Below are 13,829 nucleotides of genomic sequence, written 5' to 3' on the forward strand. Positions count from 1 at the left end.
AGACACCCCAAGGTATACACGACCGATGGGTGTCTCGACTTCGCTCGACACGAACGGAATAAGGGTTACTGGTGCACAAGATGCGTAACCTCCTTCTCTCATCGCTCATCGCGGCTTCGCTCACCCTTGGCGGCTGCGGTCTGCGGCCGCTCTACGCGAACGGCAGCCGCGGCGCGGTGGCGACGGTGCTCGCCGATGTCGATGTCGCGCCGATTGAGGGGCACTCGGGCTGGCTCGTCCGCAACGCGCTGCGCGACCGGTTGCAGGCGACGCAGGGCGGACAGGGCGCGGGCAAACGCTTGCGCCTCGACGTGCGGCTCGAGGATTCGATCACCGGCTTTGGCGTCCGCGCCGACGATGCGGTGACGCGCGAGCGCCGGACGCTGCGCGCCCGTTACCAGCTCGTCGATGCGGCATCGGGCGAAGTGCTGCTCGACGCGACCGCCGCCCAAGATGCCGGGATCGACGTCGTGGGCAGCGAATATGCGACGATCGCCGCCGAATCGTCGGCGCTCGAACGGCTCGCTTCGGGGATTTCGGACCAGATCGTCACGCGGCTCGCGGTCTATGCCAATCGTGGCGGCGGCCGGACGGCGACCTCCGCGCCGACCCCGTAGCCGGCGATGAAGACGGTCAAGCCTGCCGATCTCGAACGCCAGTCGCGCCTCGACCCCGCGCTCCGTTTCACCCTGCTGACCGGTCCCGACGAAGCGACGATGGCCGCGGTCGCCAGCCACCTAGTCGGACTGGCGGGCAAGGACGCCGAACGGGTCGACCTGTCGGGATCGCAGCTGGCGCAGGATCCTTCGCTGCTCGCCGCCGAAGCCGCGTCGATGTCGCTGTTTTCGTCGGCGCGGATCATCCGCCTCGAACTCACCGGCAGCGGCGACGACAGCGTCCCCGCAGTCGAGGCGCTGCTGGCTGCTGACACCGTCATCAACCCGGTGATCGCGACCGGCGCGTCGGTCACCGCCAAGTCGAAACTGGTCAAGCTGGTCGAGGGCTCCGACCATGCCGTCGCGGCGATCTGTTACCAGCCCGACCGCCGCGCGCTGGTCGGCATCGCGATGAGCGCCGCCGAGGAGCAGGGATTGCGGCTCGCCAATGCCGAGGCGCAATTGCTGGTCGATCTGGTGTCGGGCGATCAGGCGCTGATGCGGCGCGAGATTGAAAAAATGGCTCTGTATCTCGACGCCGCCGCCGATCGCCAGCGGCAGGTGACCTCCGCCGACATCGCCGCGCTGGGCGCCGCGACGCATGAGGAAGACGTCAGCGAGTGCATCAATGTCGCACTGGGCGGCAAGGTGCGCGACCTGCCCGACATGCTGGCGAAGGCTGCGGCGGTGGGCGTCGCCGAAATCCGCATCATTCGCGCGCTTGCGATCCGCGCGCTGGCGCTGGCGCGGCTGCGCGCCGAGGTCGATGCCGGGGCGCATCCCGCCACCGTCGTCGCGGCGCGCACCAGTGGTATTTTCTGGAAGGAACGCGACGCGGTGACCGCGCAGCTGCGCATCTGGGATTCGGTGCGCGTCGCCCGGTTGATGAGCCGCCTGATCGAATGCGAACGCGCGCTCAAATCATCGGGAACGCCCGGCGGGGTACTGTTCCGCAAGCTGATGACCGACATCACGCACCAGGCGGCGCGCGCGCGGTAATAACTCAACCGGTCCTGCAAAATTCGAACCGTAGCCCTGAGTCTGTCGAAGGGCGCTTACGGCATAAGCGCCCTTCGACAGGCTCAGGGCTACGGTGATAGTGGCCGGCGCCCAAAGGAAAGGGTCTGACGCAACAGTGCCCGGCTGCGACAGACCCTCCCTACGCCCTCCCCGACCGGGGAGGGGGAGAGGCCGGATCAGAACTGGCCGCGCAGCGTCACGCCATAGGTGCGCGGTTCGCCGGGGAAACCGACGAACAGCTGGTTCGCCGTCCCACTGAGCCCGCTCGATGCGGGCGCCGCGACGGCGCGGAAGGTGCCGCCACCCTGCAGCGGCATGTCGGCGCCGATCTGATAATAACGCTTGTTGAACAGATTCTGCCCCCACAGCTCGACGCCCCAGCGGCGATCGGGGCCGTAGAGACCGATCCGCCCGTTGAAGATCGCAAAGCCGTCCTGAACCTTTTCGACGTCGAGATCGGAACCGGTGTTGGTGTCGCTTTGCAGGCGGGTGTCGAAATAGACGAGGCCGCTCATCCCCGAACTGCCGATCGGCGGTGTCCAGCTGATCCCCGCGGTCGCGACATAGCGCGGCGCGTTCGACACCCCGCGGCCGGGCAGCTGGAACAGCACTGGCGACAGTGGCCGCCCACCGGTGCCCACCAGGTTGCGGCGATAGAGGGTGTCGACATAGGTCAGCCCCATGTTCACCGACAGATAACGCGCGGGGCGAATGAACGCCTCGATCTCGACCCCTTTCGACCGTACCCCGGGTTTCAGCCGGTTGGCGGCGCAGCCGCCGGTGGTCGCCGATCCGTCGGCGTCGGCGCCGCCCAGATCATCCTTGCACGCCTGGATATTGGTGACCTCGAAATTCACCCCGTTGAAGGTGTTGAGCTGGTAATTGCTATATTCCTGAAAGAAGGCCGCGACGTTGAGGTCAAAGCCCGGCCCGTCAAATTTGACCCCGATTTCATAGGCATCGACCTTTTCGCTGGCGAACTGCAGGTCGCTCGCTTCGGGGCGTCCGTTGCCGCTGGTGTTGGCGGGCAGCGCCAGCCGCGCCGCGCAGGCGGTGTCAAACGTGACGTTGCAGGTGCGGTCGAGCGCCGAAAAGTCGAGGTTGAACCCGCCCGCCTTATACCCCTTGGACACCGAGCCATAGACAAGCAGCTCGGGGGTCGTTTTCCAGCTGAGCACCGCGGTGCCGGTCCATTCATTGTCCTTGAACTTCGTTCCGGCGGTGCCGCGCGGCAGATCGGGCGCGGTGCCGTTGATCACGCAGGGCAGGGTCGCGAGCGACTGGAACGGCGAATTGACCACCAGCGGACAGATGCCGTTGTTGAAATTGGCGTCGGCATCCAGCGTCTTGCGCTCGCTGGTATAGCGCGCGCCGATCGTCAGCGTCAGCATATCTTCGACGATGTCGAAGCTGTTGTGGGTGAAGACCGCGAAGTTGCGGCTTTTCTGGGCAAAGGTCGATCCCTGGTTGCCAGTGCCGTTGATCGCCAACGTCGGCTGGCCGAGCGCCGCGGCGAGCGAGCCGAAACCGGGGCGCGCCGGGTTCGCGATCAGCGCCGACAGCAGCGGGATCGACGCGCGGCGTGGGTCGCCGACCGGCAGCGCCGACAGCGCGGTGATCGTCCCCTGCACCACCGGCACATTCACGCATTGCGGGTTGGTCGGCAGCACCGCGGTCGGCAGCGCACTGGCGAACAGCAGGCAGTTGGCGAACTGTTCGTAATTATTGCCATAAACAATGTCGTCATCGACATCGAGTTTCTCATTGGCGTAATAGCCGCCGACCAGCCAGTCGAGCCGCCCGTCGAACGCCTCGCCCTGCAACCGCAATTCCTGCGTGAACAGGCGGAAACGGCGGTCGAGGTCGGTGCGGCGCAAGATGTCGAGGGCGCTGAAATCGGCGTCCTGGCCCTGCGCATTCTTGTAATCGCGATAGGCGGTGATCGAGGTCAGCGATGCGCCGCCCAGATCCCAGCTGAGCTCGCCCGACAGCCCCCAATCCTTCGTATCCGAACGATAGGTCACGCCGGGGGTCGTCGCCTGGGTCCGGATGAAGCTGGTGCCGGTGGGCGGCACCTGATGGTTGGCGCCGAGCGCTTGCAGCACCGGCAGCAACGTGTTCGCCGATGCGATGGGGAAACCGTCGGCGCCGCGCGTCAGGTTGCGCACCGGATTGAGCAGCACGCCGCCGCAGCAATTCTCGCTGCGCTCGCTGTAATCGGCAATCAGGCGCAGCTTCACCGTTTCGCTCGGTTCGAGCAGCAACTGGCCGCGCGCCAGCCAGCGGTCGCGGTCGTTGATGTCGGGCTCGCCCGCGGTCGCATTTTCGATAAAGCCGTCGCGACGTTGCCACACCCCGTCGACGCGCACCGCGGCCTTTTCGCCCAGCGGCGCATTGACCATGCCGTCGACGCGCCAATAGTCGTAATTGCCGAAACTGACCGACCCCTTGGCGCCGAACGCCCCAAGGTCCGGACCCTTGGTGACAATGTTGATCAGCCCGGCGGTCGAGTTGCGGCCGAACAAGGTCCCCTGCGGACCGCGCAGCACTTCGACGCGTTCGATGTCGCCGAGTTCGGACAGGCCGACCCCGGCGCGGCTGCGATAGACGCCGTCGATGAACAGCCCGACCGAGCTTTCGAGGCCGGGGTTTTCACCCACCGTACCGATGCCGCGGATGCGCGCCGAGAAATTGACCTCGCTGGTCGCCCCCGACACGAGCAGCGACGGCGCCACCTGACCCAGCGCGCGCACGTCGGTTGCGCCGGTCTTTTCCAGCGTCTCGCCGGTGACTGCGGACACGGCGATCGGCACGTCGGACAGCGCCTCGCTGCGCCGGGTGGCGGTGACGATGATCGTCTCGTCGCTCGTTTCGGCCCCGGCGTCCTGCGCCGTGGCGGGCGTCGCCAGCAGGGCAAATGACAGCGACACGCCGACCGCGCTGGCGCGCAGCAAACCGGCGGTCCGGCTGGAAATATTGGTCATGGATCTGGCCCTCCTCAATCGGTCAAATTTTGCGGGAGAGCGGCACGATTTCTTGTTTGTGGCGGAGCCTATCATGACATCGCGGTGGCTGGCCAGTACCAGCCCGCGCCGTAACGTCATTGCGCGCCGAGCGCGGCTTTTCGGTCACAGCTGTCAGAGGTGACAGCTTGACGGGCGCGGCGGCGTTTCGGGGCAAAAAAAGAGGGCGGGACCGATGGTCCCGCCCTCGCTGTCGTCAAGGACGATGTGCGGTCAGAACTTGCCGCGCAGCGTCACGCCATAGGTCCGCGGTTCGGCCAGGAACTGCGAGAAGATCTGGCGGCCGCCCGGATATTGCGGGTCGACGAACGGTGCTGCCGTCGTCCCCGCCTGGAACGGCGAGTTGAACGCGACCTGGGCGTAGTTTTTGTTGAAGATATTCTGCGCCCACAATTCGACGCCCCACTTCTCGTCGGGGCCGCGCAGGCCAAGGCGCGCGTTGAACAGCGCATAGCCATCCTGCGCCTTTTGCGGGAACAGGTCGGACCCGGTGTTATAATCGCTGGTCATGCGGCCATCGATATAGACCAGGCCGGTCAGCCCGCTGCTCCCGATTTCGGGCGTCCAGGTCACGCTGCCGGTCGCGACCAGTTCGGGCGCGTTCGACAGATTGTTGCCGGGCAGCTTGCGCAGCGCCGAATCGAGCGGCGTGCCATTTTTGGTGCCGACCAGGTCGCTGCGATATTTGGTGCGAGCATAGGTCAGGCCCGCCGCGACGCGGAAGTTGCGCGCCGGGACCAGCTGCGCCTCCAGCTCGAACCCCTGCGTGCGGACGCCGTAGGTGACATCGTCGGTCGCACAGGTGCCGGTGGCGTTGCTGAGGTCGGTATCGGCGCCGGGGCCGCCGACCAGATTGTCACAGCCGTTGATCGTCTGGACCAGGAACACGGTGCCGTTGAAGGTGTTCAGCTGGAAATTGCTGAAATCCGACCGGAAGGCCGACAGGCTCAAGCTGAACGGGCCCGTCGAATATTTGGCACCGATTTCATAGCTGTCGACCAGTTCGGGATCGAACTGGAGATTGCCGACCAGCGCCTGTGCGCCGCCGACCGATGCGAAGGAAACGACCGGCGGCTTCAGCGCCGAGCGGTCAAGGTTGAAGCCACCCGCCTTATAACCGCGCGCAAAGCTGCCATAGACGAGCAGATCGTCGGTCGGCTTGTACGACAGGATCGCCGTGCCGGTCCATTCGTCTTCGCTGCGATCGTCGTTGATCGACACGCCGTTAAGCTCTGCGGTCGAATTGCCCTGGCAGGCCAGCCCGATCAGTCCTTGCGACACGGCCGCCAGCGCTGCAACGCCCGTGAAGCCGCCGACAAGCCCTTGCACCGTGGTACAGCCGGTGTTGTCGTTGCCGAAGGTGGCGTTAAACTTCTTCTTGTCGTTGGTGTAGCGCAGCCCCAGCGTCAGATCGAGGCGATCGGTGATGTGCACGATATTATGCGTGAACAGCGCCCAGTTATTGCCTTCCTGGAAATAACGGTCGTTGGTCGTGCCGCGGTCGTTGATGCTGTCGAGAACGTCGAACGCGGCGTAGATCGCCGGCGACGCCGCGCCAAAGGCTGCCGGACGCGCGGCGAGACAGCCGGGCGACGTTGGCGAATAGAGCCCGGCAAGACCGCCGCCCGAAATGATGCGGCAAGTGGCGAAGCGCCCGTACTGGCTCCCAAAACGCAGATTGTCGCGCACCGTCAGCTTTTCGTTGGCGTAAAAGCCGCCGACCAGCCAGTCGAGCGTTCCGTCGAACGCCTCACCCTGCAGGCGCAGTTCCTGCGTGAAGGTGTGGAACTGGCGATAGGCGTCATCGCTCGGGGCGCGATAGAGAATATCGACTGCGCCATAGTCGGTGTCCGATGCCTGGCTCGAACGATATTCGCGGTACGCGGTGATCGAGGTCAGCGTCGCGCCGCCGAAATCATAGTCGATCTGGCCGGAGAAACCGTAATCCTTGGTCTGGCCCTCGAAGCTGCGCCCCGGGCTGACCGAGATCGCGCGGCCATAGCCCTGATTGAACGCCGACAGCGGCTGCCCCAGGTCGCGCAGCACATTGATGATGTTGTTGCCGTTGGTCTGCAGCGGCGTCAGCGGCGTCGACGGGTTGTTGAGGTCGCCGATATACGGATTGACGCTGTTGTCGACATAGGTCGCGGCGCAGCATTTTTCGTCGCGATAGGTATAATCGGCGATCAGCCGGATCGACAGTGCGTCGGTCGGTTCGAACAGGATCTGGCCGCGCAGGAAATAACGGTCGCGGTCGTTGACGTCGGTGTTGTTCGTCGTGTCGCGATAGAAACCGTCGCGCTGGACATAGACGCCGTCGAGGCGCGCCGCGATCGTTTCGCTGAGCGGGCCGGTGACGCTACCGGTAAAGCGCAGGAAGTCGTAGTTGCCATAGGTGATTTCGCCGTTGGCGCCGAAATCAAACTCGGGCTTTTTCGAATAAATGCTGATCAGGCCTGCCGACGAGTTGCGGCCGCCCAGCGTGCCCTGCGGCCCGCGCTGCACTTCGACGCGGTCGATTTCGCCAAGTTCGTTGAGGCCGATCCCCGAACGCGACCGGTAAACGCCGTCGATGAACACGGGAACCGAGCTTTCGAGCCCGGGGTTGTCGCCGACGGTGCCGATGCCGCGAATACGCGCCGAACCATTGGCTTCCGACCCGGTCGACGAGACGAGCAGCGACGGGGCGACCTGGTTCAGCTGGCGAATGTCGTTGGCGCCGCTGTTCTGCAGCGTTTCGGCGTTCACCGCCGAAATCGCGACCGGCACGTCGGACAACAGCTGCGAGCGGCCCTGCGCGGTCACGATGATCGGCGTGTCGTCGCTGTCATCGACGGTTTCGGCGGCGGGGGCGTCCTGCGCAAAGGCGGGCGCGGCGACGACGGCCATGGCGATCGACACACCCAGCGCCGTGGTGCGCATAAATCGGGCAGCACAAAGGGAAGATGATTTCATGTCGGGCACTCCTCTCAACATTTCATTATTTTTGTTGCCGCGGGAGCATAACTCAATTGCGTCATCGATCCAGCGAAAGGCCCGCATTTGCGTCGTTTTTGGCGGGGTGAGGCTTTTTGGTCACAGCCAAAAAAGCGCCCGATCGGCGATGTTTAGCGGCTAGTTTGCGCGTCGGACGCGGCTTGCCGTAGCGTCATCGCGCGTGCGGCCAGCGCAGGGGAAGCAAAGTTGGCGGTCCCCCGCCACCAGCATCGCGCGATAGGGTCCGATAAAATTTTCGGCGATCACCGGGTCGGTGACGGCGAGTCCGCCGGTCAGGGTGCCGAAGGCGGGCAGAATCAGACGCCGGTCGTCGCCCGCGAAGCAGGGGCGCGACACATGGCGGCCGCGGACGGTCAGCCGCAGCTTGGGGTGGAAATGCCCCGACACTTCGGGGCGGTTGTCATGGGCCACGCTCTGGTGCCGAAACACGATGCCGTCGGCGACATGCTCGTCGGCGATCTCGCCGCCCCACGCGCCGCCGGTCAGCCCGTCATGGTTGCCCGCGATCCACAGCAGCTGCGTCGCGCTCGCCTGTTCACGCAGGCGCGCGGCGATTGCCGGGACGATGCGCGCGGCGGCATCGCGGTCGTGGAAACTGTCGCCGAGGCACCAGATCGCGCGCGCGCCGGTTGCGGCGGCGAGCCGCGCCAGCCGGTCGAGCGTATCGTGGCTGTCATAGGGGGGCAGCGGCTGCCCCAGCGCCGCATACCAGCTGCCCTTTTCCAGGTGCAGGTCAGCGACGATCAACGCGCCGTGGCGCGGCCAGAACAGCGCGCGATCGGCCAGCATCTGAAAGGACTGACCGGCAAAGGTAAAGGGCGCGGCGGCGGACATCGCGCCGCTATGGCAAAGCGATCCGGGTCTAGCTACCCCGCGCGGGCATATTCGCGGCAAAGCGTTGTCCGGTTTGCCGGGTCGCCCCGTCGGGCAGGTCGAACACGACACGCCGGTTCGGGAAATCAATCTCGACCCGGTCGAACAGCGACAGGCTGTCCATGCCGAGCAGCAGCGCGGGCCGGTCGTGGAGGCCGAGGACGCGGAACGCCTGGCTGTCGGCAAAGCTGACGGGCAAGTCGTTGACGTCCATGCCGTTGATGACGATGCGTTTGATCGCGGTGCGCACCGCGGGGACGTCCTCTCCCGTCACCGCGGTGAGCTCGGTCGCGTCAAAGGGCAGGCGGTTGGCGCGCCGTTCGGCGACGAGCCTTTGCAGCGCCATGTTGCCGACACTGGTCTGCGCGCCCGTGTCGACGATCACGTCGATGCGTTTGCCGTGCAGCCGCGCATCGGACAGGATCAGGCGCCCCGCCGAATTGCGCGCGGTGACGACGATCGCGTCATCATCCTTGATCAGCGACGGGGCGCGGCGGCGCGTTTCCAGAATCTGCATCGATTCCTTGCGGAAATCGATCAGCACCCGGCGTTCCTCCAGCATGTCGACGCCGATCAGGCCCGCGGCGCCGATGTGGCGGCCGTGAAAGGCGGGCGCCTCGACCGATGCCAGATGCAGGTTCGACATTTGCAGCGCCGCGATGCGGAAACTGGGGACGGTCGCCGACCCGCCGATCGTCGCGAGCCGCAATTTGCCGCCCTCGGCAAGCCCGAGCCGCGCGGCGAGTTCGCGCGCGATGACCGTGCGCTCGGCGCCGGTATCGACCAGAAAGGCGAACGGGCCTTTGCCGCCGACCATGACCTGAACCGACATGCGCCGCGTCGCGTCAAGGTCGAACGGCTGGATGAAGGGGACGATTTCGCTTGTAGTGGCCGGTTCGATCAGCGCGTCGACCGCGTCGGTGGCGGTCGGCGGCGGGGTCGGGGCCGCGATGGCGGGCGGCGCGGCGGGGGGTGTTTGGCTGGCGCCGATCAGCACCGGCGCGGCGAGTATTGCCGTCCAGAACATCGACCGCCTGAATAGGTGGGTCATCGCGGGCATCCCCTCCATGTTCTTTTGCGTATATTTTGACGCAATCTACGCCTCATCCGGGCTGGCAGCAAGCGAAACGCCGAGGTGACATCTTATCCTCCCTGTCGCGCAGCGATGGGGAGGGGGACCGCCGCCGCAGGCGGTGGTGGAGGGGCAACGAGGGCAGTGCCAAAGCCCCTCCGTCAGCGGCCACGCCGCTGCCACCTCCCCATGGCTTCGCCACAGGGAGGAGCGATCAATCCGACCCCATCGCCTGATCCGCGAGCGTGTCGGCGAGTTCGCCGAGCAGCGCGTCGTCGACGTCGGCGCCCGCGACGCTTTCGCGGCCGATCAACACCAGCACCGGGATTGCCAGCGGACTGATCCGCTCCAGCTTCTGGTGCAGCATTGTTCCCGCCGCTCGGTCGAGCAGGTCGCCAAGCCGCGCGACGTCGGTCAGCCGCTCGCGCGCGTCGGCCCATGCGGCCTCGAGCAGCAGATGGTCGGGTTCATATTTGCGCAGCACGTCAAAGATCAGGTCGGTCGAAAAGGTCACCTGCTTCCCGGTCTTGCGCTTGCCGGGATGCTGGCGCTCGATCAGCCCGCCGATCACCGCGACCTCGCGGAATGCCCGCTTGAGCAGGTGCGATCCCTCGACCCACTGGGCAAATTCATCCTCGAGGATTGCGGGGTCGAACAGCGCGGCCGGATCGGCGACCGGGCGCAGCGACCAGATCGCCAGCGCATAATCGGAGGCGACGAAGCCCAGCGGCTGCAGCCCGGCGCGTTCCATCCGCTTGGTGATCAGCATGCCCAGCGACTGGTGCGCGTTCCACCCTTCGAAGGGATAGGCGACCAGATAATGATTGCCCTCGTGCGGGAAGGTCTCGACGAGCAACTCGCCGGGTTGCGGAAGGACCGATCGCAGCGCCTGCATCTCCAGCCAGAAGCGCACATCGGCGGGGAAACGCTGCCAGCTCGCCGGGTCGGCGAGGAACCCGCGCACGCGGTCGGCGAGCCGCGTCGTCAGCGCCATGCGCGCGCCGACATAGGAAGGGATGCGCGCCGGTTTGCTCGTCGCACGGACAAGAATGTCGGTGTCGCGGATGCCCTCGACCTCAAGGCTGAGCCCGGCAAAGGCGAAGGTGTCGCCTGGCGACAGCGTGCTCGCGAAATATTCCTCGACCGTACCGAGGCGCCGTCCGTTCCTGAACCGCACGTCGAGCGTCGGGGCATCGACGATGATCCCGGCATTGAGCCGGTGCTGCGCCGCGAGCCGCGGATGCGCGATCCGCCAGCCACCCTGTCCGTCGGGGGCAAGGCGGCGGAAGCGGTCGTAACTTTTGAGCGCATAGCCGCCATCGCGCACGAATCCGAGCAGGCGGACGAACAGCGCGGCGTCGACCCATTGATAGGGCGCGGCGCTGCGAATTTCGGCGAGCAGCGCATCCTCCCTAAACGGCGCGGCGCAGGCGAGCGCCATCACATGTTGCGCCAACACATCGAGCGCGCCGGGGCGAAAGCGGTCGGCGTCGCGTTCGCCCGCTTCGACCGCATCCAATGCCGCCTGCGCTTCGAGATATTCGAAGCGGTTGCCGGGAACGATCAGCGCCTTGCTCGGCTCGTCCAGCCGGTGGTTGGCGCGCCCGATGCGCTGGAGCAGCCGCGATGAGCCCTTGGGCGCCCCCATCTGGATCACGCAATCGACGTCGCCCCAGTCGAGCCCGAGGTCGAGGCTGGAGGTTGCCACCAGCGCGCGCAGCCGTCCCTCGGCCATTGCCGCCTCGGCGCGCTGGCGCGCTTCGCGGTCGAGGCTGCCGTGATGGATCGCGATCGGCAAGCTGAGGTCGTTGACCTTCCACAGCTCCTGAAAGATCAGCTCGGCCAGCCCGCGGGTGTTGCAGAAAATGATCGTGGTTCGGTTCCTGGCGACCTCGGTCATCACCTGATGCACCGCATAGCGCCCCGAATGTCCCGCCCACGGGACCGCGCCCTCGGGCAGCAGGATCGATATGTCGGGATCGGCCCCCGCCTCGCCCGCGACGATCGTGACGCTGTCGCCCGCCGCGCCCGGCGCCAGCCATGCAGCATATTGCGCGGGTTCGGCGATCGTCGCCGACAGCCCGACGCGGCGCATGGCGGGGGCGATGTGCTGCAATCGTGCCAGCGCGAGGCTCAGCAAATCGCCGCGCTTGCCGGGTGCGAAGGCATGGATCTCGTCGATCACCACCGTCTTGAGGTCCGCAAACATCGTGAAGCTGTCGGGATAGGACAGCAGCAGCGAGAGCGATTCGGGGGTGGTGAGCAGGATATTGGGCGGACGACTCCGCTGGCGCGCCTTCTTGTCCGAACTCGTGTCGCCGCTGCGGCTCTCGACGCTGATATCGAGGCTCATGTCGGCGATCGGACCGAGCAGATTGCGTTCGACGTCGGCGGCCAGCGCTTTGAGCGGCGACACATAGAGCGTGTGCAGCCGGTCGGAGGGATGCGCCGCGAGATCGACGAGCGTCGGCAGGAATCCTGCGAGCGTCTTCCCCGCACCCGTCGCCGCGACAAGCAGCGCATGCTCGCCCCGCTCGCCCGCCCCGAGCATATCGGCCTGATGCCGCCTGAGTCGCCACCCGCGCGCGGCGAACCAGTCGGTGAAGGGGGCGGGGAGGCGCATGGCGCAGATGTGGCGGTCGCAGGGCGCGGGGGCAAGCGTTTCGGGTGAGGGTGGTTCGCGATGGTTGGGGCGAAGAACGACTGGAAGCGGGCGAAAGCGGACCTTTATTTAATCGTCATCCCGGCGAAGGCCGGGATCTCGCCGGTGCGGTAAATCGATAGGGTGAGATCCCGGCCTTCGCCGGGATGACGAATAAGGGAATGTCCGCTCCCCACCCCAAATCAGCCCTCACATCCGCGCCGCCATTGCCTTCAGCAACCCCCGCCAATGCTCGCCCAGTCGCCGTTGGAGCAGCATCAGTTCGAAGCCGTGACGCGCGACGTGGTTTTGCGGGATGCTGTCCCAGCCGCGATGCTCGACCGTGACGCGCGTTTCGGCGCCGACCGCTTCGAAGTGGACATCGACCTCGGTCGCCTGATCGCCGCGAAAGCTCGGCAGGCGCCAGCCGAAGGCCAGCCGCTCGCCGGGCAGCCAGTGGCGCACCGGGCCGATTTCCCACTCGCGGCCATCGTCGAAGCGTGTGACGAGACGGCCGTCGGGGCCCGCGGGATCGAAGCGCAGCGTCCCGTCGCCGCGCCGGCTGAGCTGGAACAGCGGATGGCTTTGCCACCAGATGCCGATGTCGCGCGTGAAGGCGGTGAACGCCGCCTGGGGCGTCGCCGCGACGCGCAACGCGACGATGACCGCGGCGCTCATTCGCCGCCCTCGACATGGACCTTGAACGCGGCGAGCTGGTGCGCCCACAGCGCCTCGGTTTCGGCAATCCATTGCTTGAGCTCCGCCGTCGCGCCGTCCTTCAGCGAATAGATGCGCACGCGCGCGTCGAACGCGGGGTGGCCGTCCTCGACCAGCCCGCCGTCCTTCAGCGCCTTCAGGTGCCGGCTCATCGCGGGCGGCGCGAGACCGAGTTCGCGCGCGAGATCGCCCGCGCTGCGCGGCCGCCGGCCGAGCAGTTCGACCGCGCGCCGCCGCACCGGGTCGGCGAGCGCGCCGAGCGTCCGGTCGAGCGCCGCGCTCAATCGTCGAGCCGCGTCTTGGTGGTGAAGCCGCCAGCCGCGTCCCATTCACTCGGCGTTTTCGCCTCGACGGTGACGCCGAAGGACCAGATATGCCCCTCGGGATCCTTGGCGCGGTAGGTGCGGTCGCCGTAAAATTGCGTCGCGGGCGGCGCGATGATTTCGGCGCCCGCCGCGCGCGCGGCCTCGCAATGCGCGTCAATGTCTTCGCCGAGGGCGAGCTGGACGCTTGCCGACTGGGTATTCTTGCCGCCGATCGATTGCGGGCTCTTGTGGTCGTCCGACCATTCGGACCCGATCATCACGACCGACGCGCCGAAGGTCATTTCGCCATGGGCGAGCTTGCCGTCAGCATCGACCAGCGCGAAAAGCGGTTCAAATCCGAACGCCTCCTCGAGCCAGCGATAGGCGGCGTTGGGATCGCGATAGCAGACGGTGCTCGCCAGCCCCTTTGGTCGTTGCGTGTCGGTCACCGGCTTCTCCTTCGATTCGCATTTTGATTTCGCATTGATAGAATAATGTCTGAAAATTGAAAATAATAATCTGCGA

The 13,829-nt window shown here is 66.2% G+C and carries 10 protein-coding genes; 2 read left to right on the forward strand and 8 right to left on the reverse strand.

All coding sequences use genetic code 11. From position 1 onward, the window contains the following. Positions 1 to 80 precede the first annotated feature (80 nt). On the forward strand, positions 81 to 617 hold the full coding sequence (lptE, locus tag SPYCW_RS16760) for an LPS assembly lipoprotein LptE (protein WP_120217769.1): 537 nt from the start codon (positions 81 to 83) through the stop codon (positions 615 to 617). Positions 618 to 623: 6 nt separating this feature from the next. Then, positions 624 to 1,655, forward strand: a complete 1,032-nt coding sequence (gene holA / locus SPYCW_RS16765) for a DNA polymerase III subunit delta (protein ID WP_120217770.1) — start codon at positions 624 to 626, stop codon at positions 1,653 to 1,655. A 197-nt stretch (positions 1,656 to 1,852) separates the two neighbouring features. On the opposite strand, the gene SPYCW_RS16770 is transcribed toward holA, so the two are convergent. From SPYCW_RS16770 to SPYCW_RS16805, 8 genes are all read right to left on the reverse strand, one after another. After that, on the reverse strand, positions 1,853 to 4,660 hold the full coding sequence (locus SPYCW_RS16770) for a TonB-dependent receptor (RefSeq protein ID WP_120217771.1): 2,808 nt from the start codon (positions 4,658 to 4,660) through the stop codon (positions 1,853 to 1,855). A 252-nt stretch (positions 4,661 to 4,912) separates the two neighbouring features. After that, the gene (locus SPYCW_RS16775) at positions 4,913 to 7,654 is read right to left on the reverse strand and encodes a TonB-dependent receptor domain-containing protein (protein ID WP_172595536.1); all 2,742 of its coding nucleotides are present in this window, start codon (positions 7,652 to 7,654) and stop codon (positions 4,913 to 4,915) included. A 159-nt stretch (positions 7,655 to 7,813) separates the two neighbouring features. Further along, positions 7,814 to 8,530, reverse strand: coding sequence for a ligase-associated DNA damage response endonuclease PdeM (gene pdeM / locus SPYCW_RS16780; protein ID WP_120217773.1), 717 nt, complete (start codon positions 8,528 to 8,530; stop codon positions 7,814 to 7,816). A gap of 28 nt (positions 8,531 to 8,558) precedes the next feature. Continuing rightward, entirely contained in the window at positions 8,559 to 9,620 is a 1,062-nt protein-coding gene (locus tag SPYCW_RS16785) for a retroviral-like aspartic protease family protein (protein ID WP_120218373.1), read from the reverse strand. Positions 9,621 to 9,855: 235 nt separating this feature from the next. Beyond that, the gene (locus tag SPYCW_RS16790; protein WP_120217774.1) at positions 9,856 to 12,264 is read right to left on the reverse strand and encodes a ligase-associated DNA damage response DEXH box helicase; all 2,409 of its coding nucleotides are present in this window, start codon (positions 12,262 to 12,264) and stop codon (positions 9,856 to 9,858) included. 228 nt (positions 12,265 to 12,492) lie between these two features. Beyond that, entirely contained in the window at positions 12,493 to 12,960 is a 468-nt protein-coding gene (locus SPYCW_RS16795) for an SRPBCC domain-containing protein (RefSeq protein ID WP_120217775.1), read from the reverse strand. Continuing rightward, positions 12,957 to 13,283: an ArsR/SmtB family transcription factor gene (locus SPYCW_RS16800; RefSeq protein WP_120217776.1), complete on the reverse strand. Its 327-nt coding sequence runs from the start codon at positions 13,281 to 13,283 to the stop codon at positions 12,957 to 12,959. Before SPYCW_RS16800 ends, SPYCW_RS16795 begins: the two co-directional genes overlap by 4 nt. Further along, positions 13,280 to 13,753 carry a VOC family protein gene (locus SPYCW_RS16805; protein ID WP_120218374.1) on the reverse strand — a complete coding sequence of 158 codons (474 nt, stop codon included), beginning with the start codon at positions 13,751 to 13,753 and terminating at the stop codon, positions 13,280 to 13,282. Before SPYCW_RS16805 ends, SPYCW_RS16800 begins: the two co-directional genes overlap by 4 nt. Positions 13,754 to 13,829 lie beyond the last annotated feature (76 nt).

Origin of the sequence: Sphingopyxis sp. EG6 (assembly GCF_003609815.1) — a bacterium.
Lineage (GTDB): Bacteria > Pseudomonadota > Alphaproteobacteria > Sphingomonadales > Sphingomonadaceae > Sphingopyxis.

Bases quoted from the DNA above. Each gene is read 5' to 3' on its own strand.
- SPYCW_RS16770 (WP_120217771.1), bottom strand. From the start codon at position 4,660: ATGACCAATATTTCCAGCCGGACCGCCGGTTTGCTGCGCGCCAGCGCG.
- pdeM (WP_120217773.1), bottom strand. From the start codon at position 8,530: ATGTCCGCCGCCGCGCCCTTTACCTTTGCCGGTCAGTCCTTTCAGATG.
- SPYCW_RS16785 (WP_120218373.1), bottom strand. From the start codon at position 9,620: ATGACCCACCTATTCAGGCGGTCGATGTTCTGGACGGCAATACTCGCC.
- holA (WP_120217770.1), top strand. From the start codon at position 624: ATGAAGACGGTCAAGCCTGCCGATCTCGAACGCCAGTCGCGCCTCGAC.
- SPYCW_RS16775 (WP_172595536.1), bottom strand. From the start codon at position 7,654: ATGAAATCATCTTCCCTTTGTGCTGCCCGATTTATGCGCACCACGGCG.
- SPYCW_RS16790 (WP_120217774.1), bottom strand. From the start codon at position 12,264: ATGCGCCTCCCCGCCCCCTTCACCGACTGGTTCGCCGCGCGCGGGTGG.
- SPYCW_RS16795 (WP_120217775.1), bottom strand. From the start codon at position 12,960: ATGAGCGCCGCGGTCATCGTCGCGTTGCGCGTCGCGGCGACGCCCCAG.
- lptE (WP_120217769.1), top strand. From the start codon at position 81: ATGCGTAACCTCCTTCTCTCATCGCTCATCGCGGCTTCGCTCACCCTT.